This is a genomic window from Pseudochelatococcus sp. (genome assembly GCF_050946405.1).
In the GTDB taxonomy this organism is placed as follows: Bacteria; Pseudomonadota; Alphaproteobacteria; order Rhizobiales; family Beijerinckiaceae; genus Pseudochelatococcus.
The window spans coordinates 1-25050 of the sequence record NZ_JBMNUS010000005.1 but is presented as its reverse complement, the minus strand read 5'-3'; the positions used below and the strand labels follow the sequence as shown (position 1 = coordinate 25050).

The 25050-nt window shown below is 58.5% G+C and carries 16 protein-coding genes; 4 read left to right on the top strand and 12 right to left on the bottom strand.

Annotated elements, in window-relative coordinates; all coding sequences use genetic code 11:
- Position 1: 1 nt before the first annotated feature.
- From ACOYJQ_RS09270 to ACOYJQ_RS09235, 8 genes are all read right to left on the bottom strand, one after another.
- Positions 2–949 carry a glycosyltransferase family 2 protein gene (locus ACOYJQ_RS09270; protein WP_433457883.1) on the bottom strand — a complete coding sequence of 316 codons (948 nt, stop codon included), beginning with the start codon at positions 947–949 and terminating at the stop codon, positions 2–4.
- On the bottom strand, positions 942–2078 hold the full coding sequence (locus ACOYJQ_RS09265) for a glycosyltransferase (RefSeq protein WP_433457882.1): 1137 nt from the start codon (positions 2076–2078) through the stop codon (positions 942–944). Before ACOYJQ_RS09265 ends, ACOYJQ_RS09270 begins: the two co-directional genes overlap by 8 nt.
- The gene (locus ACOYJQ_RS09260; protein ID WP_433457881.1) at positions 2047–3093 is read right to left on the bottom strand and encodes a glycosyltransferase family 4 protein; all 1047 of its coding nucleotides are present in this window, start codon (positions 3091–3093) and stop codon (positions 2047–2049) included. The genes ACOYJQ_RS09265 and ACOYJQ_RS09260 overlap by 32 nt, the downstream gene beginning before the upstream one ends.
- 18 nt (positions 3094–3111) lie before the next feature.
- Entirely contained in the window at positions 3112–4665 is a 1554-nt protein-coding gene (locus ACOYJQ_RS09255) for a hypothetical protein (RefSeq protein WP_433457879.1), read from the bottom strand.
- A 117-nt stretch (positions 4666–4782) separates the two neighbouring features.
- On the bottom strand, positions 4783–5862 hold the full coding sequence (locus tag ACOYJQ_RS09250) for a CgeB family protein (protein WP_433457878.1): 1080 nt from the start codon (positions 5860–5862) through the stop codon (positions 4783–4785).
- Positions 5853–7118: a glycosyltransferase family 4 protein gene (locus tag ACOYJQ_RS09245; protein WP_433457877.1), complete on the bottom strand. Its 1266-nt coding sequence runs from the start codon at positions 7116–7118 to the stop codon at positions 5853–5855. Before ACOYJQ_RS09245 ends, ACOYJQ_RS09250 begins: the two co-directional genes overlap by 10 nt.
- A gap of 48 nt (positions 7119–7166) precedes the next feature.
- A complete protein-coding gene (locus ACOYJQ_RS09240) occupies positions 7167–8012 on the bottom strand; it encodes a glycosyltransferase family 25 protein (protein WP_433457875.1) in 846 nt (281 codons plus the stop codon).
- 268 nt (positions 8013–8280) lie between these two features.
- On the bottom strand, positions 8281–10080 hold the full coding sequence (locus ACOYJQ_RS09235) for an ABC transporter ATP-binding protein (protein ID WP_433457874.1): 1800 nt from the start codon (positions 10078–10080) through the stop codon (positions 8281–8283).
- A 933-nt stretch (positions 10081–11013) separates the two neighbouring features.
- Between ACOYJQ_RS09235 and galE the strand changes: the two genes are divergently transcribed.
- The gene (galE, locus tag ACOYJQ_RS09230) at positions 11014–12051 is read left to right on the top strand and encodes a UDP-glucose 4-epimerase GalE (RefSeq protein ID WP_433457873.1); all 1038 of its coding nucleotides are present in this window, start codon (positions 11014–11016) and stop codon (positions 12049–12051) included.
- Positions 12052–12195: 144 nt separating this feature from the next.
- Here galE and ACOYJQ_RS09225 read toward each other — a convergent pair whose 3' ends face one another.
- Together ACOYJQ_RS09225 and ACOYJQ_RS09220 are read right to left on the bottom strand one after the other, a co-directional pair.
- The gene (locus ACOYJQ_RS09225) at positions 12196–13485 is read right to left on the bottom strand and encodes a sugar transferase (RefSeq protein ID WP_433457871.1); all 1290 of its coding nucleotides are present in this window, start codon (positions 13483–13485) and stop codon (positions 12196–12198) included.
- A gap of 667 nt (positions 13486–14152) precedes the next feature.
- Positions 14153–14302, bottom strand: coding sequence for a hypothetical protein (locus tag ACOYJQ_RS09220; RefSeq protein WP_433457869.1), 150 nt, complete (start codon positions 14300–14302; stop codon positions 14153–14155).
- Between the two features lie 121 nt (positions 14303–14423).
- Here ACOYJQ_RS09220 and glmU point away from each other — a divergent pair, with 121 nt between their 5' ends.
- Both glmU and glmS read left to right on the top strand, forming a co-directional pair.
- Entirely contained in the window at positions 14424–15830 is a 1407-nt protein-coding gene (glmU, locus tag ACOYJQ_RS09215) for a bifunctional UDP-N-acetylglucosamine diphosphorylase/glucosamine-1-phosphate N-acetyltransferase GlmU (protein WP_433457868.1), read from the top strand.
- A gap of 96 nt (positions 15831–15926) precedes the next feature.
- The gene (glmS, locus tag ACOYJQ_RS09210; RefSeq protein WP_433457867.1) at positions 15927–17753 is read left to right on the top strand and encodes a glutamine--fructose-6-phosphate transaminase (isomerizing); all 1827 of its coding nucleotides are present in this window, start codon (positions 15927–15929) and stop codon (positions 17751–17753) included.
- A 181-nt stretch (positions 17754–17934) separates the two neighbouring features.
- On the opposite strand, the gene nusG is transcribed toward glmS, so the two are convergent.
- Positions 17935–18453, bottom strand: a complete 519-nt coding sequence (gene nusG / locus ACOYJQ_RS09205) for a transcription termination/antitermination protein NusG (RefSeq protein WP_433457865.1) — start codon at positions 18451–18453, stop codon at positions 17935–17937.
- 337 nt (positions 18454–18790) lie between these two features.
- On the bottom strand, positions 18791–19921 hold the full coding sequence (locus ACOYJQ_RS09200) for a polyamine ABC transporter substrate-binding protein (RefSeq protein WP_433457864.1): 1131 nt from the start codon (positions 19919–19921) through the stop codon (positions 18791–18793).
- A 429-nt stretch (positions 19922–20350) separates the two neighbouring features.
- On the opposite strand from ACOYJQ_RS09200, the gene ACOYJQ_RS09195 reads away from it, so the two are divergent.
- A partial coding sequence (locus ACOYJQ_RS09195) for a beta strand repeat-containing protein (RefSeq protein ID WP_433457862.1) occupies positions 20351–25050 on the top strand: 4700 nt, incomplete at its 3' end.

The following is a 25050-nucleotide window of genomic DNA, read 5'->3' as shown; positions in this document are numbered from 1 at the left end:
TTCAGTCCTCGACAACACTGTCGTAATTTCTGACACGCGGATCGGCCTTTCCGACACGCGCCGATGGAATCCCGATCTGGCGGCCCGTGATCGTCATTTCACGCATCTTGTCTTCTTTCAGCCGCCGCGCCCAGGTTCTCAGCCGCGCCCAGGCGAAGCCGACACGCCCCGTTCTCCATGCGCGCACCTGAATGAGATTGAGGAGCATGGTGAGGCTGTAGCGTGCGGGAATGCGGACAAAATTCTTCTTGAACCACATTCTGCGTTCCAACGAAGTGCCGAACAGGTTTGGAGTTGCCGCCAGTTCATCCCCGCGCAGCAGGGAGATCGCTTCAAAGGACGTATAACGATTTTGCTTATCTACCCAATGATGCAGATCGGGGCTGTCGTAATGCTCCAGATAGCCTTGTGCTTTGACGATGGCCCCTTCCACGAGGGGATGCTCGTTGACGACAACATCGCTGAACTTGCAGGTCCCCGTCTTCCAGCCGCGCAGAATGACCTGTACGATGGGCAACGGCTTTCCCATGAACCAGAGACGCCGCGCGAGTGTGAAGGCGTCGCCGCCTCCCCCCGCGACCGTCTCCGCGATGCTTTGCTTCAGTTCGTCGGTCAGGCGTTCGTCGGGGTCGAGCTTCATCGTCCAGGGCGCGGTGATCGGCAACTCCCGCATGGCGAAATTCCACTGGTCCCCGAAACCGCGGAACTTGCGCTGCACAACATGAACGCCCTGAGCGAGCGCGATGCCAACCGTCTCGTCGCTGCTGTAGCTGTCGACGAGAAACACCTCCTGGGCAAACCCTTTCAGGTTCTCCAGCACATCCGCCATGTTATGCGCCTCGTTCAGGCTGATCATGACGACTGCAATCGGCGCCGTTCCCCGTTCCCAGACAGGGCGGCCGGGCGCGACGCTTTCCGTTCGCGCCAAAGCGGTATTGTCGCTAGTCATTTTGTATCCATGCTGGCCGGGTTCCGCCCTCGCGGATCCAGCGATAGGATTCTATCATTTGTGCCGCGATCCGATCCCATGAGAAATCGCGCTCCATCCAACCGCGGCCGCGTTCACCCATTTCCGCAAGCGCATGCGGATCTTTTGACATTGCCTCATCCAGGGCGCGCCGCAAGTATTCAGCATCGATATCGACCCACCATCCCGCACGATGCTCGACAAGGCCGGACCAGGGCGCTCCCTTGGTCGTGACGACCGGCACGCCCGCAGCCAACGCCTCTGCAACCGCCACGCCGAAGTTTTCGGAATGAGTGGGCAACACGAATAAATCGGCCGATCGATAGGCTTCACCCTTCTCTTCGCCATAGAGCGGACCTGCGAATGTCACCCGCTCCAATCCCAATGCGTCTGCTTGCTCCTTGAGCTTGCGCAGATAATCCGCGTCGCCTGGCCCGACGATCCGCAACCGCCAACGCGGATGAGAACCTTGCAGGCGAGCCCATGCCTCAAGCAGCAAATCCACGCCCTTCACCGGATGCAACCGGCCGAGAAACAGCAGGATTCTGTCGTTACCCCGATGAGCGGGGCGAGAAACTTCAGGAATGTCTATTCCATTCGGAATGACCGCAACCGGCTGACGAAAACCGAGCCGGCGGATGTCCGAATACTCATTCTCGGCCGTCGCATGAAAAAGCTTCGCATGCGAAATTGCGCTTTTTTGCAGGCTGCTCCAAAATAGAATTTTGATTGCGCGGGATCGCGCCATGGCCCAACCGGAGAATGTTCCACGCGGCGAAACGACAAGAGGAACATTCTTTCCGCGCGTTACCCAGCCGGGATACACGTTGGGCATCATCCAGATGCTGTTATTATGAATAACATCAACACGCCCCGCCCCCACCTCGCGGCGCAGCCACCTGTACATGTCGGGCGAGCGACCGAGGCGAAAAGGAAAGCCGGAGCGTGTGAAAGTTCGAATTCCGCTGTTGGTGTCCGCGGTCTCCCTGCCTGTCGCGATAAGCCTGCTGCTTACGCCGGCACGGTTGATCGCACGATTGAGAGCCACGACGGAGTAAGAAGGCCCGCTAGCCTCCTCCTCAATGCTGGGCACGACCTGGATCAGATTCATATTCCCTCGAAATACCTTGGCCCGCACCTTCAGCCACCCCACGATAAAGTGCTGCATATCGCGCCGCCACCTGAGACGCTCTGAAACGTTTGGCGTTCTCAAGCCCCCTTGCTATCAGGTCGTTTCTGTAGGCCGCATCATTGACAAGGCGCTGTACGCCCGCCCGAATGCTCGTGACGTCGAATGGATTGACCAAACAAGCCGCCTCTCCGGCCACTTCGGGCATTGCGGAAAGATTGCTTGTCACAACCGGTCGACCGACAGCCTGCGCCTCGACGATAGGTAGACCGAAGCCTTCGTAAGTCGATGCAAACAATAGCATATCAGCCGCGACATACTGGGCGACGAGCGCCTCGCGGGACAGCCCGACGTGACTCTCGTAGTCGATACCATATCGATGCAGCATCGATTGCTGCGCTTCCGACAACGGGCCGACGATCACCAGCCTGCACGTCATGCCCGAGAGCGCTTCGGCAACACGCTCAAGGTTCTTGTTCGTTTTGGTTCCGATCTGGAGAATGCGCGGGCAGGTGTCGGCGAATGTGCGTGGAACGGGCCTGAATTCGTCAGATACATTATTATGGATCACGACAACCTTGCCCGGATCGCACCGCACGCTGTCGAGCAACCGGGAGCGTGTCGTCTCGGAGATAACCACAATGGCACGACTGCGCTGAACTGGCAGCCAATACCACAAAAGCCATAGCGCGAACCGCCGGACACCACGCAACCGCTCAAGCATGACGAGATCATGAACAGTAAGAACGGTTCGCCTCGAATCGAGAAGGAAAGTCAGGTAATGCACATCTCCGGTAACGTGATTGACGTCACCCTGCTGAGCACGCGCAAGCCACACATCCTTGACGCGAGGCCAGAAGCCGCGGGAAAAATGACGGCAGATCCAAACTTTGACACGGCAATCGGCCGGGAGAGCCTGCCGTACATCTTCATAAAGCCGCTCCATGCTGAAAGCGTTGGGACCAGGGCGCCGCATGAAATGGGTGACCCGAAGCATTGCGCATAAATCCTCAACCTATTGAACGGAGCGATGATTTAACCGGGGACCGCGACGCAACTTCACCCCGCCGGCGTTCGCGATTATGCGAACGACAAAGGCAATGAAAAGCGCAATAAATGCCGATCTGAAACCGACAAATATGGTATTCGCGGACGCTTCTATGCTTAACATGAAGAACGCTAAATTAAAATATGTAAACCAGATAACCACATCCCAACCAATTCCGCGCGCGATCCAGAGGGTTAATCTCATCAAAGCGCTAATAATAATGATATATATAAAGAGCCCAAAAACACCGAAATCAATATAAGATTCAATAAATAGCGTATTAGACCAGTCAGTGAGAGGCACACCCAACGCTTCGAACCAAAGCAGCTCGCCGACAGGGCCGATGAAATCGAACTTCCCTGGAAAAAAGGCCGACGGAATTGATAGCAGAAGCTGGGAAAGCGTATTCCATCCATAAAGAAACCCGCTGGCGGTCTCACGAACAACGGTTACGCTAGTCGGCAAGGAGAATGGGCGTTTTATCACATTATTAGTAAATGCGCTATCCATGTCCAAACCACCAGTCAACTCCTGAGCGCGCCCCAGATCCATGATAGACAAGTTTTCAGCACCGCGTGATGCAGTAGTGGCCAACCGCAGCAGATAATAGGACTCCCACAAATACCAAACCGCAGGCACAAACACGATGGAGAAAGCAATTATCATAAATATTTTACGCTCAGTCAATTTTCTTTTATAATATATCGAAAAGAAAGAGACAACGGATATAATAGCCAATATCGTCATAGCTCGCCTTCCGGCGGTAGTCCACCATAAAAACTGCACCAGTAAGGCACTTATACAGAACATCAAGCGAGCAAGTTTTTGCCTATTTTCAGAATCAATCAGTATCTTTGCAAGCATAACGGCACACAGAGGCATGACCGACGTCGACAGCGCTACGGTAAACTGGTAAAGCTGCGACGCTTCTTCTTGCGTCTGCCCTACGCCTACAACATTGGCATAACCACGCTGACCCGCAATAACCATATATAACTGGGAAAGTAAAATTGGCAAAAGCAGAAGAGCACAACTATTGAAGCGAATTTCAACGTCAGGTATCGTTATTTCTTTTCCATAACGATCGAATATAAAATACAATATATAAGACACCAAAATAATAATTGCAACGGTTTCCGCATTGTCTATTTCCAATGCATTCCATATATAATATTCATATCCAAAAAAGCCAATATAACTAAAGGGTAGCGCATACCAGAGCATCGTCTGTGACGTGATGAGAGCGCCTGTATTCAATTTTCTCCTGAAAAGGCTTTTGATAGCATACTGACCGCAGGAAATACATAATAACGCACATCCGATATAAAATAATACTCTGACCTCAAATGACATAAAAAGCAAATATCCGACAAGAGATATCAAGACGGAGATCAACATAAATCCGTTGAATGAATCACGTTTAGCTACAGCATCCTGCTGTGTCGCCTTGACATGCAATGACGATGCTCCCAGCGGCAGCGTGGGCGGGATACGATCATCAATGATTAGCTTTTCGTTCATGTCAATTTACTTTTCTATATTCACATTACGAAGATAAAACTTCATAATGGATTGCTGCATGCTTGTGATATTATTATATATATTTATAAATATGCTTAATTTATAATTCTTATGGACTTATATCGACGCTGCACGTCTGCTATTGATCAACACACGTTCGGCGATGAGACTATCGATCGCTGCGACACGCGAACTGTAACTGTAAGCGGGAACGGAGCGCTTATAAGCACGGTTGATCATTTCGGCTCGCAACTCCGGACGCGCCAAGTAAAAGCGCATTTTATCCGCCAGCTCCTCGGGATCCGAAAACACATCGATTTCGACACCTGGAGTATATAATTCACGAACTTCGCTGTTATCGATATGCAGCATGAAGCCCTTGCAGGCGGGTATCTCGAAAGTGCGGGTTGAGACAAGATCCTCCCACCCCGACGCTGCTGGACCGTGATGGATGGCGACGTTGATACGTGCCGTCTGGATCGCCGCCACATAGCCTACGCCGATGCGCTCACCCGTCATAATACAATGCGCGAGAGGCCCGGATGACACGTTTTCCCGCCACCTGTTGCCCACAATCTCCACCGACAAATCCTGCATACCGGCCAGCGTGCTTTCCAGCCATTTCTGCTTATAAGCCGAATGGTTGCCGGGATAGAGCACATCGACGCGAAACCCGTCTTCCGCGACTTCATCAAAGATGGGGCGATGAACGGCAGGGACATAACCGTGCGGCACATACGCCACTCTCTCGCCGCCGATCAGGCCCTCGAGATATTGGCGCTGGAATGTCTTCGTCGTCACGAACAAATCGTACTCGCCGAAACTATCAATGGAAACACCAGCATAATCAAAATGATAATCTGGATAATACATGACAGTGCGGGCACCCGTCTCCTTGATCCGGCGCAAAAGCTCAGCCGTCATGCCCATGCCCTTTATAGTCAGAAAAATGTCGGGCTTCAGCGTGCGACATTCCTCCAACACCTTGCGCAGATAGGCTTCGCGCGTCATCCTGTGGGCCAGACGCGACACGATGCTCAGCGCCCGCCCTCCAACGGGGGGTATTCTGTAGTGCTTGAGATCTACTTCACGCACGGCCCATCCGGCCTGACGGAAGCCTTCGGCGAGCCCGCAGCCGGATGAACCCGCCCAGAACTCGCCAGCAAAGACCATGACCGGGGCCCGTTTCATTGACATGCAACTTTCGATGCAACGCCGTTTACGGCACGCAGAAATCCATCCACGCTCACCGCGAGGCTGCATTCCTCATAAATGCGTAGCGATGCCGCTGACATTTCCTCCAGCGCATGCCGATCGACAGCCAAGTCGAAAATTCGGTCAGCAAGAATTTTTACATCCCCGCACGGATATACGAGCGCATTCTCATCCCTGCGTGAAATGTCCGTTGGACCTATCGTCCCGACACGATCGCTCAAGATCATGGGAAGCCCGATGCATGCCGCCTCGGAGCAGATCAATGGATGGGGATCCTGGCCGGAAGGATGCACAAGGACATCAGCCGCGGCAAAATGGTTTGGCAATTCATCGATATTTACGAATCCCGCCATCGTGACCGGAGCTCCCGTCTTGACATGCGCTTCAATCTGTTCGGCATCAGGGCCGTTGCCACAAACCAGGAGATGGGCATTCACGTCGCCGTCCGTTTTTGCAACTTCCGCGAACGCCATAACAGCATCCTGCGTTCGCTTGCGCGGGATGAGCTTGCCGACCGCAATTCCTAGAAACGCCTCTCTCGCAATTCCATATCGCTCTCTGATCTGTACGCGGAGTTCGGCCCTTTCCGCTCTAGCCCTGCGGTAACGCTGCTCATCGATCGTAAAAGGAGTGCGGTACATTTTTGTACGAGGGACACCAAGTTCCTCCAACGCATCCTCATTCTGGTCGCCAACCGTCAAAAAGCCGGAAACCTGGCTCAAAAGAAGCCGCAACATCGTTTGTCGCAGCAAACGTTTGTGAAAAGGGCGCTTTGTCACGAAATTGCTATCAGTCGTCATGAGAACGGGAATTCCGTTGACACGACACCACGCGAGGGCACGCAGAGGAGTAGCCTGGGCAAAGCCATAGATCATGACAACATCAGGCTCGAAAGCGCGCAGCGCGGCCCCGATACTAGGATTATTGATTGAACGGAAACGGGTATTTTTAATCCCGCTCGCCTCCGGCAGAAACTCGTGATCGAAACCGCCCGTCATGTCGCCCGCCCAGCGAATGACAACGCCCATGTTCTTGTCAAAATATTCATCTACGCCAATACGCGAGCAGAAAAACACCTTTATGCTCAGCTCATTTCGAGCAGCCAACGCACGATAGAAGTGAACAAAATGCTGAATGGGGTGAGATACGACTATCGCAACTTTTATTTTTCTCCCCACCCCCTCATTAGAACAAACGTCAATCAAAGAAGAACGATTCCCAGTCACATCAGTGGACATTTAATCACTCCTTATTGATTTAAGCAATTAAAAATTATCATAAATTCTCTACACCATTTCAATTATCGGAAATATAATTCTTCTTCTTATATGTTTTCTGGATAGCCTGATGGCTTTTGCAAGCCATTTTTTACGTTCTGTCCCACTTCCGGAAGGCAGCCGAGCCGCCATTATTTCTCTCGTTTCCTGGATATAGCTTTCAGTCTCGTCAGGCGGATGAATGATAACTGCGGGAGAGGAAACGTATATTTTTCCATCCGATCTCCGAAGCCAAGCCGACCACCCATCAGCTGCGGCTTCTATACGGGGAACAGCCAGCAAACTTTTTGCAGCCGCATACGTAATATAGTAACCGACAGTCCCACAAACTTCCGACGAAAAAAGATTTACCCTCTCATAAAAACACAAGGTTTCAGTTGCCCATATCGGAAACCGTTTTCTCAAGGGCACATCACGCATATAGGACGCCGACATGGCGTATAGGTTGTAGATACCCGGCACTTCACTTAGATGCCGACCTTTTTCATGGAAATATGAAAGCAAATCTGCGAATATTGGCTGAATAATTGCATCATCCTCAAGTATAATGCCTCCCACAAGCCCCTCATCAACAATTGCCTGATAGACTTTTCTGTGTGACAGCGCGCATCCTATTTCAGGTCCACTCAACATCCTGCCCATGTTGCGCAACACCGCAACTTCATCAACCTGTGCTTGAAGTGTCTCCAAGCCTACTTCCTTTGCATCAACAGCATCAACGAACTCAAAACAACGATCATACGCTTCAAGCTGCCGCGCTATTTCTTTTCGACGCTCCACCGCTCGCCGTAGAGAAACAACATATATACGAGGATGTTTCAGATTTGCATCACTGGCATTTAACTTAAGAGACATTTTACTTCTCCGCTGTCATTGAGTATATTCGGCCTATAATATATTTTATGTTTGAAATTATTTAAATAAACAACGCATTCCCATATCGTATTACATAATCCTGAATATACACTCAAATGCCGCGCAGGATCAGGAGTTTTCAGCTTTTCGCTTCAACCAAACCGAGAAAACTCCAATACCTAACTTGGATAAAATCCAGTCTACACCTGACAGGACAAGCCCTTAGCCGCGATAATGGGAAATACTCTACTCGGGCCCGCTATTCTGGTCAGGATGAGGTTGTTGCTTCAAGCGGCGATGACGCATGAACCATCCGCCCGCCTTCCAGTCGCACGATCATATCGCAGCCATCCAGTGTCGATATCCGGTGAGCGATCAGGAGGATGGTGAGATTTCTGTCCAGCCGCTCGACGGCAGCCATGACCGCGCTTTCAGTTTCATTATCCAGAGCGCTGGTTGCCTCATCGAAGACCAACACGCTCGCCTGCTTGTAGAGGGCCCGCGCGATGCCGATACGCTGGCGTTGGCCACCCGAAAGCTGGATGCCGCGCTCGCCCACGTAAGTGTCGTATCCCTGCGGCAGCGCCGCGATCACCTGTCCCAGTTCCGCCTGCTCGGCGGCACGGCGCACCCGCTCGCGATCGATTTCGTCCGGCCGGACGCCGAATGCGATATTTTCCGCAATGCTGGCATCCGAAAGGTAGATCGCCTGAGGTACGTGGGCGATGTTTTTTTGCCATGCGGCGCGATTGTCGGACGTCAGCTTTACCCCGTCGATAAAGATATCTCCCTGGGTCGGCTCGAGAAGGCCGATAACCAGATCCATCAATGTCGACTTGCCGCTGCCGGTCTTGCCGACGATCCCCACCCGCGCGCCCCTGGGAATTTCGAGACTGACACCATTCAAAGCCGGCGTGCGGCCTTCGGAATATGCAAAACCAACGTTATTGAGGCGGATTTGATTTTCGAAAGGCAGCGACATGTCGGCGATGATTCTCTCGGGCGCCGGTCGGCTCAACATCGCCGCGACGTCGAACAGAACCTGCTGATGACCCATCACCTGCGCCCAGCCGCTATATATTTGTTGAATGAGCGGCAACAGTCTCTGCGCGCCCAACGCCAGAGCGCCCAGGACAGGTATCGCCCCCATGAGCCCGCCGGGGCGCTGGCTGATCGTCACGGCGACGAGTGCGATCACGATCATGCCGACCGCCTCGACGATGAAGCGGGGAGCGCCCCCCAGAAAGCTCGTCCTGGCCCTGGCGGTACGATAACCTGCTTCGACACGCTCATAAGTCTCGAGAAACACAGGTTGAGATTGATCCAGCAGGACGTCGCGGATCCCGCCCAGACCTTCCTGCATGGTTTTTACACGCCGATCATGAGCGCGGGAAACGACGGCGCTGTTGCGCTTGAGACGAGAGCGGGTCAAGGCCGTGGCCAGAAGATAGATGGCCGAGAAGCCGACTCCGGCAACCAACGCGACGGTCGCATCGATGGCAACCAGACCGACGATGATGAAACTGGCCAGGACAAAGGCGATCGTGGCCTGCATCAATGGGCCGATAACGTAGCCGGTAACGATTTCGACCTTGTTGATCGCTGCGATTGTATCGCTTGAGTTTCGCCGAATGTGATAGGCGTAGGACTCGTAAAGGGCGTTGGTGTACAGGCGAATGGAAAGTTCGTAAGAAATGCCGTTCAGGAAGTTCTGGCTCATCCAAAGGAGCAACAGCCGCAGCGCTGCGGCGACAATTGCCGCCAAAGCGAACAGCGCGGTCAGGACATAAATCGCTTTCGCCTGATCGTCCGCGCCCAGAAACGTCAGCGCCGGCGCGATGAAGGAAAGCACCGGGGAGTTCTCGGAATCGGCGATCGCGGCGAGGAAGGGCAGCAACGCGCCGATCGTCACAACCTCGGCAACCGCACCAAGCAGCATCACCGCCAGAAGGACGGGGAAAGAGCGCCGCATAGCCGGCGAGAGCTGCCGATAAAGTCCGACAAGCACTTTCCACAGCGACGTGCCGGCAACGTCCGCTTTCTTTGTCGAAATCAAGCTCGCTGGCATGGCCTTACAACGCCTTCCTGTGCCGCATTTTTACATGTTTCTGTGACAGATAGCGACGGCATTATCGCCATTGCTTCTGCAATTTCGGAATACGCCGGACTCACAAGCGCTTCGGAAGTCCGCCGGGCCGGAAAAATTTCACCCACCGAGAGCCGCCAACCTCGCTGCGGCCGCTTTCGGCCCGACAATGAGGCATGCACCACCTTTGAGCGCGCCGGATACGAAGTTCCAATCCAACCCATTTGCTGCTGCGTGCAACGCTTTGCCTTGCAAGGTATCGAGAGCAGAATCGGAACCCGAAACATCGTGATATATCGCCCTTTAGCGAAAATAGATAACTCGGTTATATTTTAAAATATATCGTAACTTATTTCAAATAACGATGGCATACATCCCATAGCTACCGCACTCCAGGGTGAACGCCTGAAGTCGGCTTCATGATCGATTCCACAACCGCCGCACGGGGAGGTGGAAGTGCAGGAGCACGCCATCTAGAATACGGCATCACTAAAAGCAAGACACATGCGCCATCTGCCCCTGAGTACACTTGATTTCATGACATTACAATTAAACTAACAAAATCGGTAATTTGTCTCCGATTGTTTGGCGATCGTCGTGGTAAATCAGCCACCTGTGGCGGCGAGAAAGCAACACCACCTGCCGGCGCAGATAACGATGACCAACGCCGGAAACGGAGCCGGGGGCGGCACAATTCCCGCGTAGGGGCGGCGCGCGAATCGGGAGGCAGGCATACATATCGGTTCATCGAAGGCATGACTTGCTAACCGGAAGCCATGACGTTAACACTTTGACTGAAGCGTATACTGGTGTTTTATACACTGAACGATTCTATCAACGAGTTAGAAATGAACAGTAACGATTGACAACCGCTTGATATCTTGCGGTGTGTCCTTATCAGGAGAAGCTTGGGACATGTCAGACGCATCAAACATCCTGGTTACGGGCGGCGCAGGTTTCATCGGGGCCCATACGTGTGAGGCTCTGGTGCGCGCCGGCTTCCGACCGGTCATATACGATAATCTCAGCAACTCGAACGCAGCGGTGCTCGACAGACTCGAGCGGCTTACGGGCTCCCGGCCCGCCTTCATCCATGCCGACATCCGGGATGCACATCAGCTTGAGAGGGTCTTCACGGACACGTCTTTCGATGCGGTCATCCATCTTGCCGGCCTGAAGGCGGTCGGTGAATCGGTTGAACAGCCGCTGCATTATTACGATGTCAACGTGACCGGCACTCTCACCCTGCTCGCAGCCATGCGCCAGGGCAACGTGCGCACGCTGGTCTTCTCGTCGTCCGCAACGGTCTATGGTGATCCGGCCACGGTACCGATCCATGAGGATTTCCCGCGCCAGCCCACGAACCCTTACGGTCGCACGAAAATGGTCGTGGAAGACATTCTGGCGGATCTGGCCGGGTCCGACCCGGACTGGCGTTTTGCTCTTTTGCGATACTTCAACCCGATAGGCGCGCATGAAAGCGGTCTGATCGGCGAGGATCCGAGCGGCATACCCGGCAATCTGTTGCCCTACGTGGCGCAGGTGGCTGTCGGCAGAAGGCAGGAACTGAGCGTCTTCGGCAACGACTATCCGACCCCGGACGGCACAGGGGTGCGCGACTATATTCATGTCGTCGATCTGGCGGAAGGGCACATCGCGGCGCTCACTCACCTGACCGCGCAGGGCGGTTTCGTGACGACCAATCTCGGCACCGGAAACGGATTCAGTGTCCTTGAGATCGTGCAGGCGTTCGAACGAGCGAGCGGCAGGCGCATTCCCCTCCGGTTCGCCCCCCGTCGGCCGGGTGATATCGCCGCATGTTACGCCGACCCGTCACACGCCAACCGGTTGCTTGGCTGGAAGGCTTTGCGCGACATCGATACCATGTGCGCCGATGCGTGGCGCTGGCAGAGCCGGAACCCTCACGGCTATGGCGGCAAGGACGGTTCCTGACGGGAAGCACCTCGGCACTTGCGATGCGTCCATATCGCTGAAGGCTCTCCGATCAGATGGTTCCATCTGATCGGAGAGCCTTCAAGTCCCTGATTTTGAGCCAATTCTGATCGCTGCGATGAGTCCGCCCGGCGGATGGATGACCTACCGCGCGCCGAACCCCGTCAACATGGTCTTGATCGTGCCAAGGGTGATCATGATGTCCAGCCAGGGAGAAAAATGCTTGATATAGTAAAAATCATAGTGAAGCTTTTCATGGACATCCTCGACAGCCGTCACATGGCCCTGGTTGATCTGCGCCCATCCCGTGATCCCCGGCCGCACGATGTGCCTGTAGAGATAGAACGGCAACTCCTTCTCATACCACCGCGACAGCACTTCCGCCTCGGGACGGGGGCCGATCCAGCTCATTTCGCCGCGCAGAATGTTGATGATCTGCGGCAGCTCGTCGATGCGGGACTTGCGCAGGAAATGCCCCAGCTTCGTGATGCGCTTGTCGCCGTCGCGGGTCATCGCCTGCTCGCGCGCGCTCCCGCCGTCCTTCGTTTGCTCCACGGGGCGCATGGTACGAAACTTGTAAACGGTGAACACCTCTCCCCTATGCCCGACGCGTTTCTGCCGGAACAGGGCCGGGCCGGGTGAGTCCAGCCTTATCGCGACGGCAACCAGCAAAAAGAACGGCAGCAGGACGATGGCGACGATCAGGGCGACGATCCAGTCCAGTATGAACTTGAACAGCGTATAGGTCGTATTCGGCGTCAGCGACCCGAGCATATTTTCCGAAAGATGCTCGATCTCCACGCGGCCGGTCAAGGATTCCGTGATCTGCTTGACATGGTAGACCGGCGTGCCGGAAAGCGCGCAATTGGTGATAAAGCGCTCCCACGCATCGGTAAATTCCGTGCGCAGATCCGCGACGACACCGTGGACATGCCCGATCGCCGCTTCGGGCGACGGCAGCATATGCCAGCTCACCCCCTTGATGCGCCGAAGCTGCCCGACGTTCCCGCCGGGAATGATGGCAAGCCTGTAGGCATTGCTTCTGCTGGCGCGCAAAAGGTTCAAACCGAAATACCAGGTCACGGACATCAGGAACGAGCCCATTGCCTGAAACCGGCTATAATCCCAACGGAACAGAAAAATAGCGACAAAAACAATGCCATAAGTCAACAGGAATGTCGGCAGGATCACGCCTGCCGCCGCCACGCCCGGAAAGGTGCCGAGGCGCCTGTAAATGAAATAGCCCGCCAGATGCGCAATGATGCCGGCGGAAACCGTCACCTGATGATTGATCGAGAAAAATACCTCGGGCGCAACCATGATGCGGACCAGAAACGGAATGCCGATCGCGAACAGCAAGCCGCCGGGCAACTGAAGCTGGGACAGCGCTTGCGGTCGACCCAGACCGCCTAGGTAACCGATCTGATTGTACATGGGACGCCCTTTCGACACTTGCAGTTTCTTGAACAGTGGATCGCGCTACAAGCACGGCATCAGCCGTGCACGCCGCCCACCTGCGCAGATGGGGAACTCACTCTGGGAGAGCCTGGGCCGGGGCATCCGCCACCCGCCGCGTCATCGGGAAGCAAGCCAACGCTACCGCACTCCAGGGTGCAGCCCTGAAGCGCGCTGGTGCGGCTCTCTGCAACCGTTCCACATAAAGAACGGACGACAAGGCGGAAGCTTATAAAATAAGCCCGCGATCATCTCAACCACGGAATCAAGTCGTTGATTTTCTTATACCCTATATTGTGACAATATGATCAAACGAACGATATTCGAATTCAAAATCAGATTCATTTCCAGTGTGATGAGACATTTTTGATACCCGATATCGATGCGAAATCACCCCATGCATCCGGTCCTCGTCGGCCGGGCCGGGAGCGCGATCGCAGGTCAATCGATCATCGAACGGGTAGACGTCGAAACGAACAGTATGGATATCACTGGATGAACAGCGCCCCTTGGAGCGTTCCACTCCCCCCTTCACCGCCGGACAACAGGGAAGGCGTGGAGCCGCGGCATGCGGGAGGAAGAGGGAAATGAGAAAGGCGCCGACGCATTCATCAGACTGCCACGGAATGCGCCCAGAGTTATTTAATCAGCTCATGGCTGAAAATGAAAAATTCATTTCTGTATCTGTAAAAATCCCCAAGAAGCCGGCATCCGGAGAAAAATGATGCAACTGATGAGGAAATGCTCTACCAGCATCGGGGTGTAACGCGGGATTCAATGCTGCCCTGCCATTCACGATGCACCCGCCTCTCGGCGCCGGAAGCTGAAGCAGGTATGATCAAAGCCGTCCGGCGGGCTTCTCGCGAGGCCGATTCACGCCGACACGTCAAATGGATACTGAACCATCGGGTTGGTCAATGTCAGCTCAATACGACTCTCCTTCCTCCGGCGGCGCTTCGCCGTCCGTTTCCGGTCACCGGCGCGCATTGGCCGTGGTGCTGGCGGCGGGCGAAGGCACGCGCATGCTGTCGCGGCTCCCCAAGATCCTGCATAAGATCGCCAGCCGTGCGATCGTCTCCCATGTCCTCGACGCCATCGGCGCGGCGGAGGTCGATTCGATAGCCGTCGTTGTCGGGCCGGACCGCCAGGACGTGGCTGCCGAAGTACACCGCGCCGCTCCCGGCGCCTCCGTCCACGTGCAATCCGAGCGCCTGGGCACGGCCCATGCCGTGCTGGCCGCCCGCCCGGCGCTGGAGGCGGAGACCGACGACGTGATCATCGCGTTCGGCGATACGCCGCTGGTGCAGCCGCAGACGTTCGACCGCCTGCGGGCCGCGCTGGCGGAAGGGGCCGCGGTAGCGGTGCTGGGCTTCGAGGCGAACGATCCGACGGGATACGGCCGCCTGCTGCTGGAGGATGGCGAGCTTGCGGCCATCCGCGAGCACAAGGACGCAACCGAGGACGAACGCGCCATCCGTCTGTGCAACGGCGGCATCATGGCGATTGCCGGCGCGCACGCGCTTTCCCTGCTTGAGCGGGTCGACAACGACAACGCCAAGGGCGAATATTACCTCACAGACGTGGTGGCCCATGCCCGCGCGGCCGGCCTGCGCACCACGGCGCTGATCGCCGGCGAGGAAGAACTGCAAGGCATCAACGACCGCGCGCAGCTTGCGGCGGCCGAAGCCGTGATCCAGAAACGCCTGCGCCTTGCGGCGCTGCGGTCCGGCGTCACGCTGATCGCGCCGGAGACGGTATTCTTCTCCTTCGACACGGTGCTGGGGCGCGATGTGGTCGTGGAACCGCATGTGGTTTTCGGCCCCGGCGTCACGGTGGAGGAAGGCGCGGTGGTGCATGCCTTTTCGCATCTGGCGGGCGCCGTCGTGCGGGCTGGCGCCGATGTCGGCCCCTTCGTGCGGCTGCGGCCCGGCGCGGATGTGGGCACGGGCGCGCATGTCGGCAATTTCGTCGAGATCAAGAACGCGAAACTCGGCGCGGGTGTGAAAGCCGGCCATCTCTCCTATCTGGGCGATGCCGAGATCGGCGCGGGCACCAACATCGGCGCGGGCACCATCACCTGCAATTACGACGGCTTCGCCAAGCACCTCACCCGAATCGGCGAAGATGCGTTCATCGGCTCCAACTCCTCGCTGGTTGCGCCGGTGACGATCGGCGACCGCGCCTATACCGGCTCCGGCTCCGTGGTGACGCGGGAGGTGCCGGACGATGCGCTGGCGCTCGGGCGCGCGCAGCAGGTGAACAAGGAAGGCTGGGCGGCGCGGGTGCGCGCCTTGCATGCCTCCAGGGCGAAGAACCGGTCATAAACGGTCATCTAACGTGATTTGGGCCGGGCGTTCCATTTCGGCTAAACATGTCCAGCGATTCATATTCTTATTCACCTGCAACCATGGGAAGTGCACATGTGCGGCATTATCGCCATTCTCGGACAGTCTGCGGTGGCGGAAAACCTCGTCGACGCGCTGAAGCGGCTGGAATACAGGGGATACGATTCCGCGGGCATCGCCACCCTTGAGGACGGCGTGCTGACTCGCGTGCGCGCGGAAGGCAAGCTGCGCAATCTCGAGGCGCGGCTGAGCGATCACCCCCTTCAGGGCCGCGTGGGCATCGGCCACACGCGCTGGGCGACGCATGGCCGTCCGACGGAGGATAACGCCCATCCCCATGCGACGGAGCGGGTGGCGGTGGTGCACAACGGCATCATCGAGAATTTCCGCGAGCTGCGCGACGCCCTGGCCGCGGAGGGCGTCACCTTCCGCACGCAGACGGACACGGAAGTGGTTGCGCTGCTCGTGGACCGGGCGCTGGCGCGCGGTCTGTCGCCGGTCGAGGCGGTGAGCGAGACGCTGCCGCGCCTCAGGGGAGCGTTCGCGCTGGCTTTTCTGTTCACGGGCGAGGACGATCTGCTCATCGGCGCGCGGCAAGGTGCGCCGCTTGCCGTCGGGCTGGGCCGGGACGAGAACTTCCTCGGCTCCGATGCGCTGGCGCTGTCGCCCTTCACCGACCGCATCATCTATCTGGAGGATGGCGACCGGGTGGTGCTGTCGCGCAAAACGGTGTCCATCCGCGATGCCGGCGACAGGGAAGTGCAACGCCCTTTCAGCCTCATCCCGCCGGGCACGCTGCTGGCCGACAGGGGCAATTACAGCCATTTCATGGCGAAGGAAATTCACGAGCAACCGGAAGTGGTGGGCCGCACCCTCGCCCATTACGTCGATCTCGCCTCGGGCACCGTGCAACTTCCCGAAAGCGTGAACGTGGATTTCACGTCCATTGACCGGCTGGCGATCTCGGCCTGCGGCACCGCCTATTATGCCGGGCTGGTGGCGAAATACTGGTTCGAGCAGCTTGCCCGCCTGCCGGTCGAGATCGACGTCGCGTCCGAGTTCCGCTATCGCGAACCGCCGCTGTCGGGGCGCGGGCTCGCGCTGTTCATTTCGCAATCCGGCGAAACGGCCGACACGCTCGCATCCCTGCGCTATGCGAAGGAAAGCGGCTGGCCGGCGCTCGCGGTCGTGAACGTGACGACCTCCACCATCGCCCGTGAGAGCGGCGTGGTGGCGCCGACGCTGGCCGGTCCCGAAATCGGCGTCGCCTCGACGAAGGCGTTCACCTGCCAGTTGACGGTGCTGCTGGCGCTTGCGATCCACGCCGGCCGCGCGCGCGGCGTCCTCTCCGCGGCGCAGGAGCAGGAACTGGTCGACGCGCTGAGCCGCGTGCCCTCCCAGATGACGCAGGTGCTGGCGAACGAGGCGCAGGCGGAACGGGTGGCGCGCGACCTCGTGAAGGCGCGCGACGTTCTCTATCTCGGGCGCGGCCTGTCCTATCCGCTGGCGCTGGAGGGGGCGTTGAAGCTCAAGGAACTGTCCTACATCCATGCGGAGGGCTATGCCGCGGGAGAGCTGAAGCACGGCCCGATCGCGCTGATCGATGAATCGATGCCCGTGATCGTGCTGGCGCCGCGCGACAAGGTTTTCGAGAAGACGGTCTCCAACGTGCAGGAAGTCGCCGCGCGCGGCGGCCGCATCATCCTGATCGGCGATGCGCGGGCGGCGGCGGAAAGCGGCCTTTCCGGCGAGACGGCGATCGTCGTGCCCGATACGCACCAGACGATCGCGCCGCTGCTGTACTCTCTCCCCGTCCAGTTGCTCGCCTACCACACCGCCCATTTGATGGGCAAGGACGTGGACCAGCCGAGAAACCTCGCGAAATCGGTTACGGTGGAGTAGCATCCTTTTCTGGAGGCTCTCCGCGTTTCAACAAAACGCGGAGAGCCTTTAATTTTTTGATTTTGAGCGAATGGGCGAGCCGCCGCGAACAGACGGACGCCTGCCGAACGGCATGATTGCGCCGGCCATGGTTGCACCGGCCATGATTGCGCCGGCCATGATTGCGCCGGCGAAGCCGGCGTCAGCCCGCCGCCGGCGCGAGAAGCGATTTGCTCATCGTCACGATGACGTCACCGTGAAGCAGCTTCAGCAGCACGCGCGCCCGGTCGGCGCGATCGAGACACACCAGCGTGCAGACGACATCGGCGAAGGGGCCGGACGTGATCCGCACGCTGCTGCCCTCGACCAGAAAACCGTCCACATCCATGATGCCGTCGGCATCGGTCAGCTTCTGGAAGTTCTCGACCAGCCCGGTCGGGCAAGGGCTGGGAAAACCGCCCTGCATCACGAGGGCGCGAACGCCGATGGTGCTGTTCACGGAGCGCCAGCGGTCGCGCTCGAGATCCAGAAACACGAACATATAGCCGGGGAAAAACGAAATGATCTTCTCGATCCGGCGCCGTGCGTGCTTCACGGTTTTTTTCTGCCGCGGGAACCAGACGGGAAATCCCTGTCGTCGCAAATTGCTTTCGGCCGAGTCTTCCCGCCCCACCTGAGTCGCAGCCACATACCAACGCCCTGACGAACTCTGACCAAGCATTCACTTATCCCATCGGTCCCCTGCTCACACCCGATGCAAGCGAACAGGGCTTCCATGCAGGAGCTTGCCGCATTCTGACGGAATCAAAAAGCGCAAAGCTCCCAAGCCCATGCGGCGATCGAGCGTTGAAAAGCAAGACTTTTTCAGCCAAATGCCAATGCTGAAGCGCCTCTGTTCGAAACGGAAGCACTTTAGGCGCTATACGAGATGAGCGCCACCTCATTTTCCCGCTCCAAAGAGCCGATTGCAATATAAATTCGTATTTTCCATAGGCTGTAACAATCGGCCGCTTCCGGCGGCATTTCAACCGCCGGAAGACTTGTATCGCGGAATGCGCTTACCGCCCCGTCTTGATGCGCGTCCACAGCCGCGTGACGGTGCGCTGGGTGCGGTCGTCGTAGGCGGTGTTGGTGAACAGGCGCTTCATCGTCTGGTCGTCGGGATAGATGCCCGGATTGTCGCGCACTTCGGGGACGACCAGCGGGCGGGCGGCGAGATTGCCGCTGGCGTAGGAAACGAAACCGGCGTTCTTCGCCGCGATTTCCGGCCGGTTCATGAAGTCGATGAAGGCGCGCGCTTCCTCGGGGTGCGGCGCGTCGGCGGGAATGGCGAAGCTGTCGAACCACATGAGCGCGCCCTCGCGCGGCACCCTGTATTCGATCTCGACACCGTTGCCCGCTTCCGCCGCGCGGGTTGCGGATTGCAACAAATCGCCCGAATAGCCGACAGCGACGCAGATGTCGCCGTTGGCGAGAGCGTTGATGTATTCCGACGAATGGAACTTCTGGATGAAGGGCCGCACCGCCAGGAGGGCGTCGGCGGCCTTCTGAAGGTCCTTCGAGTCCTTGGAATCGGGATCGAGCCCCAGATAGTTCAGCACGCCGGGGAGCAGATCCTCGGGGGAATCGAGGAAGTAGATGCCGCAGTCCTTGAGCTTTTCGGCGACTTCCGGCTTCAGCACCAGATCCCACGTGTTGAGCACGGCATCCGCGCCCAGGCGCTCGCGCACCTTGGCGACGTTCACGCCGATTCCCGTGGTGCCCCACATGTAATTGATGGCATGCTCGTTGCCGGGATCGAAGACGGCGAGGCGCTCGCTGATTTCCGGCCAGAGGTTCCTGGCGTTGGGGATCTTTTCCGGCTCGATCTTCTGGAACACGCCGGCCTTGATGAGCCGTTGCAGGAACGGCCCGGATGGCACGACGATATCGTAGCCGGACTTGCCGGTGAGCAGCTTGGTCTCGACGATCTCGTTGTTGTCATAGGTGTCGTAGACGACCTTGATGCCGGTTTCCTTCGTGAAGGCATCGAGGGTCTCAGGGTCGACATAGTCCGACCAGTTATAGACATGCACGGTCTTCTGCTGCGCGGCCGCGGGGGCGGCGAACGCGATGAGGGCGAGCGAGGCGCCCGCGGCAACCCTGGCCGCGGCGCTGGCGCTGAAGCGTGAAGCGATGGCGCGGAGCATATCCGGCTTTCTCCCGTCTTGCGAAGTTCCTACGAGACTCTAGAGGCTGTCAGTGACCATGGACAGGGTCTGGACGTCGCCCGTTTGAAACGACCGGCGCACCATACGCAAAACCCCGCGCCTTTGCATCCCCTTCCCATGGCGGCGCCGAAACGCCGACGGAAAAGACGCTGAATTCCGGTCATCCAGCCACATATCGCATGCATATTTTTCGCTCGATCAAGAAATATATGCTTAATATATAAGCATATATTAATAATTAATGCAAAAATATTAAACAATCTTATGTAAATATTATATTATCGCAAATCAAATGAGCTTCATAAATCTATCGCATTGACCCCGCATAATATGATTGAATGGCATTATTTTATATTTTGGCATTCGGTTCATTTCATATTGTTCATTCAGGATACGGAATTGCGCACCATGATCGTGACTCGCCGCACCCATCTGCTTCTGGCCGGCGTTGCCGGCGTCGCCCTGATGCTTGCGTCCGGGACGCGCGTCGCCCGGGCCGATCCGCCGGCGGCAGGCGCGCTGCCTTCCGGCGGCGCGGTTCTGAGCGGCCAGGCGTCGATCACGGCGGGCGGCAACGGGCTCACCGTGCGGCAGGGCTCGGGCGCGGCGGTCATCTCGTGGCAGGATTTTTCCATCGGGCGCGACGCGGGCGTGCATTTCGACAACGGCGGCGGGGCGACGCTCAACAGGGTGCGCGGCAACGTGCCCTCACGCATCGACGGCTCGCTCACGGCCACCGGCTCCGTCTATCTGGTCAACAAGGCCGGCATCGCGGTGGGGCCGACGGGGCGCATCGAGACCGGCGGTTCCTTCGTCGGCTCCACGCTCGATATCGCGGATGACGAGTTCCACAAGGCGGCGCGCGGCAAGTCGTATACGCTGAAGGGCGACAGCGATGCCACGGTGGTGAACGCGGGCCGCATCGGCTCGCTGGGCGGCGATGTGGCGCTGGTGGCGCGCAAGGTGGAAAACAGCGGCACCATCGAGGCGCCGCAGGGCACGGCGGCGCTCGTCGCCGGGCGCGAGGTGCTGGTGCAGGACCGCGCACACGCCGGCGGCCGCTTCACGGTGAAGGTGGGCGGCGCGGATACGGAGGCGAAGAACACCGGCGTGATGAAGGCCGCCGAGGTGGAATTGCGCGCCAACGGCGGCAACGTCTATGCGCTGGCGGGCAACCGCAACGGCACGATTTCGGCCACGGGCACGGCGAAGCGCGGCGGCCGGGTGTTCCTGACGGCGGGCGATGGCGGCAACGTGGAAGTGCGGCAGAAGGTGACGGCGCGCAAGGCCGATGGCGGCGGCGCGATCCGCGTTTCCGGCAAGCGCGTGACGGTGGCGGCAACGCTGGACGCGAGCGGCTTGAAAAACATACCGCTGCCGCCCGCGCGCCCGGCGGCGCTGGCCGAGGCCGGCGACGGCGGCTCGGCGATCGTCAGCGGGCGGGAGATCGCGCTCGACAACGGCGCGCTGATCGACGTTTCCGGCGCACGCGGCGGCGTGGCGCTGGTGGGCGGCGATTATCAGGGCGGCAAGGACGCAGCCAACAACTACGTGGCGGAACAGGTCGCGACGGCGCAGACGCTGACGGTAGCCGAGGGCGCCGAGGTGCGCGCGGACGGGCATGCGGATGCGGGGCGCATCGTGCTGTGGTCGGACGAACGGACGGATTTCGCCGGCCATGTGAACGCGCAGAGCACCTTCGGGCGCGGCGGCGACGCGGAGGTGTCGGGCAAGGCGGTGCTCGGCTTCACCGGCACGGCCAACCTGCTGGGCGAGACGGGCGCGGGCACCCTGCTGCTCGATCCGTATAACCTCACCATCTCGAGCGCCGCCGGCACCATCTCCGGCACCACGGCCGCCGGTACCGACAGCGTGCTGAATGTCGATGCGCTGACGGGCCTGCTGGCGGGCGCGGATGTCATCGTCTCCACGGGCTCCGGCGGCAGCCAGGACGGCAACATCACGGTGGCGGCGGCCATCGGCTGGTCCGACAACAAACTCACCCTCAACGCCGCCGGCAACATCCTGATCAACGCGCCCATTACGGCAACGGGCGCCAGCGCCGGATTGGCGCTGGTTCATGGCGCGGGCAAGGACTACAGCGTCAACGCCCCCGTCACCCTGTCGGGCGCGAGTTCCACCTTCTCCGTGAACGGCGCCGACTACACGCTGATCCGCTCCATGTCGGCGCTGGACGCCATTCCCGACAACGCCACCAGCCGCTACGCTCTGGCGGTGGACCTCGACGCGGCGGGTCCGACCTATAGCGCGGCGTTGGTCGGCACGGGCTCTTCCCCCTTCGCCGGCACCTTCGCCGGTCTCGGTCACACCATCTCAAATCTCACCATCGACTCAACATCCAACTATGTCGGCCTGTTCGGCGCCACGGATAGCGGCGCGGTTATCCGCGACATCGGGTTGGTGGGCGGATCGGTGAAGGGGAGCCGCACCTCCAGCGGCACCTCCTACATCGGCAGCCTCGTGGGATATAATAACACCGCCACGGGCGGCATCTCCATCACGAACGCATATGCAACCGGGAAGGTAGAGGGGAGCGCCAGCGGCTCCGCCAACGGCACCAGCCTCTACGTTGGCGGCCTCATAGGGTTTAATCGGGCCACCGCCACGGGCAGCATCTCCATCACGAACGCATATGCAACCGGGGAGGTGACAGAGAATGGCATCGCCACCACCGGCAGCAACAACTACATCGGCGGCTTCGTGGGGCGTAATGAGACTTCCGACAGCGGCGGCATCTCCATCACGAACGCATATGCAACCGGGAAGGTGACAGGAAGCGGCGACAAAACCTACATCGGCGGCCTCGTGGGGTTTAATCGGGCCTCCCAAGGCACCATCGCCGTCACGAACGTCTATGCCACCGGCGACGTGTCGGAGGGCAGCAGGGTCGGCGGCCTCGTGGGATCACAGACTACCTCCACCGGTGCCATTTCCATCACAAACGCCTACGCGACCGGGAAGGTGTCGGGCAGCGGCAGCTACGTCGGCGGCCTCGTGGCGGAGATTGACAACACCTCCCCCGGTGGTGGTGGCACCATCACCATCACGAACACCTATGTTACCGGGGAGGTGACGGGCAGCGGCAGCGTCGGCGGCCTCGTGGGATACCTCCGCCAGAGCAGCCTCACGAACAGCTATTGGGACAGGACGACCGGGACGCAGCCGACGAGCGCGGTCGGAACCACCAGCGGCACCGTGACCACGACGAACCTGACCGGCATCACCACGGCCGCCAATGCCTTCCTGAAGAATACGTACGGCAACTTCAACTTCGACACCACCTGGTACATATTGGACGGGGAGACCCGCCCGTTCCTGCGCTCGGAATGGTCCCCCACCATCCGCAACAGCCACCAGCTCCAGCTCATGGCGATGGACCTTTCGGCGAGCTACACCCTCGCCGCCGACATCGACCTTGCCGCCGACCTCGCCAATGACGCCTCCATGTGGAAGACGGAAGCGAGATTCACCGGCTCCAGCTACGGCTTCGCGCCGATCGGAAGCAGCGCCAATCCGTTCACCGGCACGTTCGACGGGCAGGGCAACATCATCGACAAGCTGACAATCAGGAGCGACAGCGCTGAACGGGGCCTGTTCGGCGCCATCGGCACAACCGGCAAGGTCTGGAACGTCGGGCTCACGAACGTTGACGTCCGCGTTGTCACGGCTACTCAAGGCGTCAACCACATGGGCGGACTCGCGGGCCAAAACGCAGGCGAGATCAAAAATACCTATGTTACGGGCGTCATTCAAAACGGATCTTCGACGTCGAATAGTTTTTACACTGGCGGGCTTGCGGGCGAGAATACGGGCATTATCGAGAATGTCTACTCCACAGCGACCGTATCGGGGCGCAATAACATAGGCGGACTTGTTGGCGAGAACGACGGCGCTAACGCCAGAATCGAGAATGCCTATGCCACTGGCAATGTCTCCTCAAGCGCTGGCAATGAGGTCGGCGGGCTCGTGGGATTTAACCGGAACAACGGCACAATCAGAAACACCTATGCTACCGGCAACGTCAGCAGTATCGGTTACCGGGTCGGCGGGCTCGTGGGCAATAACCAGGGTAAGATTTTCTATTCCTACGCCACAGGCAAGGTAACAGGAAACTCCGCCAATAACTTAGGCGCCCTCGTAGGATCAAGCGGCGGCACCGTCACGCAAAGCTACTGGAACAAGGATCAGAACAGTAGTTCACCCGCCGGCACCGGCCTGACGATGGATGAGTTCAGGAACACCGCCACCTTCATGAAAATGGCGACGGCATGGGACTTCAAGGAGGTCTGGGCCCCGCCCGGCGACGGCTTCGCGCCGGAGCTTTACGCGCTCGCCAAGGTAATCCGCGTCCATGCGGACGATGTGGCCGACGCGATCTACGGCGATACTTCGGCAAGCTGGCAAAACGGCGTCGCTCCCGGCGTCGTGACTTACGGCAAAGACAAACACATCTCCGGCGACGCGAGCTACAACGGATATGATACAGACTTCGGAGACGACGTCAGCATCGACATCGCGGGCCTGAACGCCGGCTCCTACACGGTGGAACTGGCGGGCGCCAACGGCGACGACGATTCTTCCAAAGCACCCTATCAGCGCGCCGGCTACCGCTATATCTACACGGCGGACGTCGTGATCGGCCAAAGAGCGATCACCATCGCCGGCGGTACCGTCCAGGCCAAGGACTACGATGGGGGGACGGACGCCACGATCGCCACCCATGCCACGCCGCAAAACATCCTTGCCGGAGACGCGAGTAAAGTAACGCTGGAATACGGCACAGCCACCTTTGAGGACAAGGATGCCGGAACCGGCAACAAACAGGTCAACTGGAAATACGAGCTGAATTTGACCGACACCGCGGTCGGCAATTACATCCTCGCCGACAGCGGCGCATACACCACCTATGACGGCACCATCAGGCCGAAGACGATAACCGCATCCCTCACCGGCAGCACCGCCAAGGTCTATGACGGAGGCACAGACGTCACAGACTTCGCCGCCATCGGGGTCAGCCTCGACGGGATCGTCGCGACAGACACGGTATCCGTCGACGTGACCGCAGCCACTGGCGCATATGACGACAA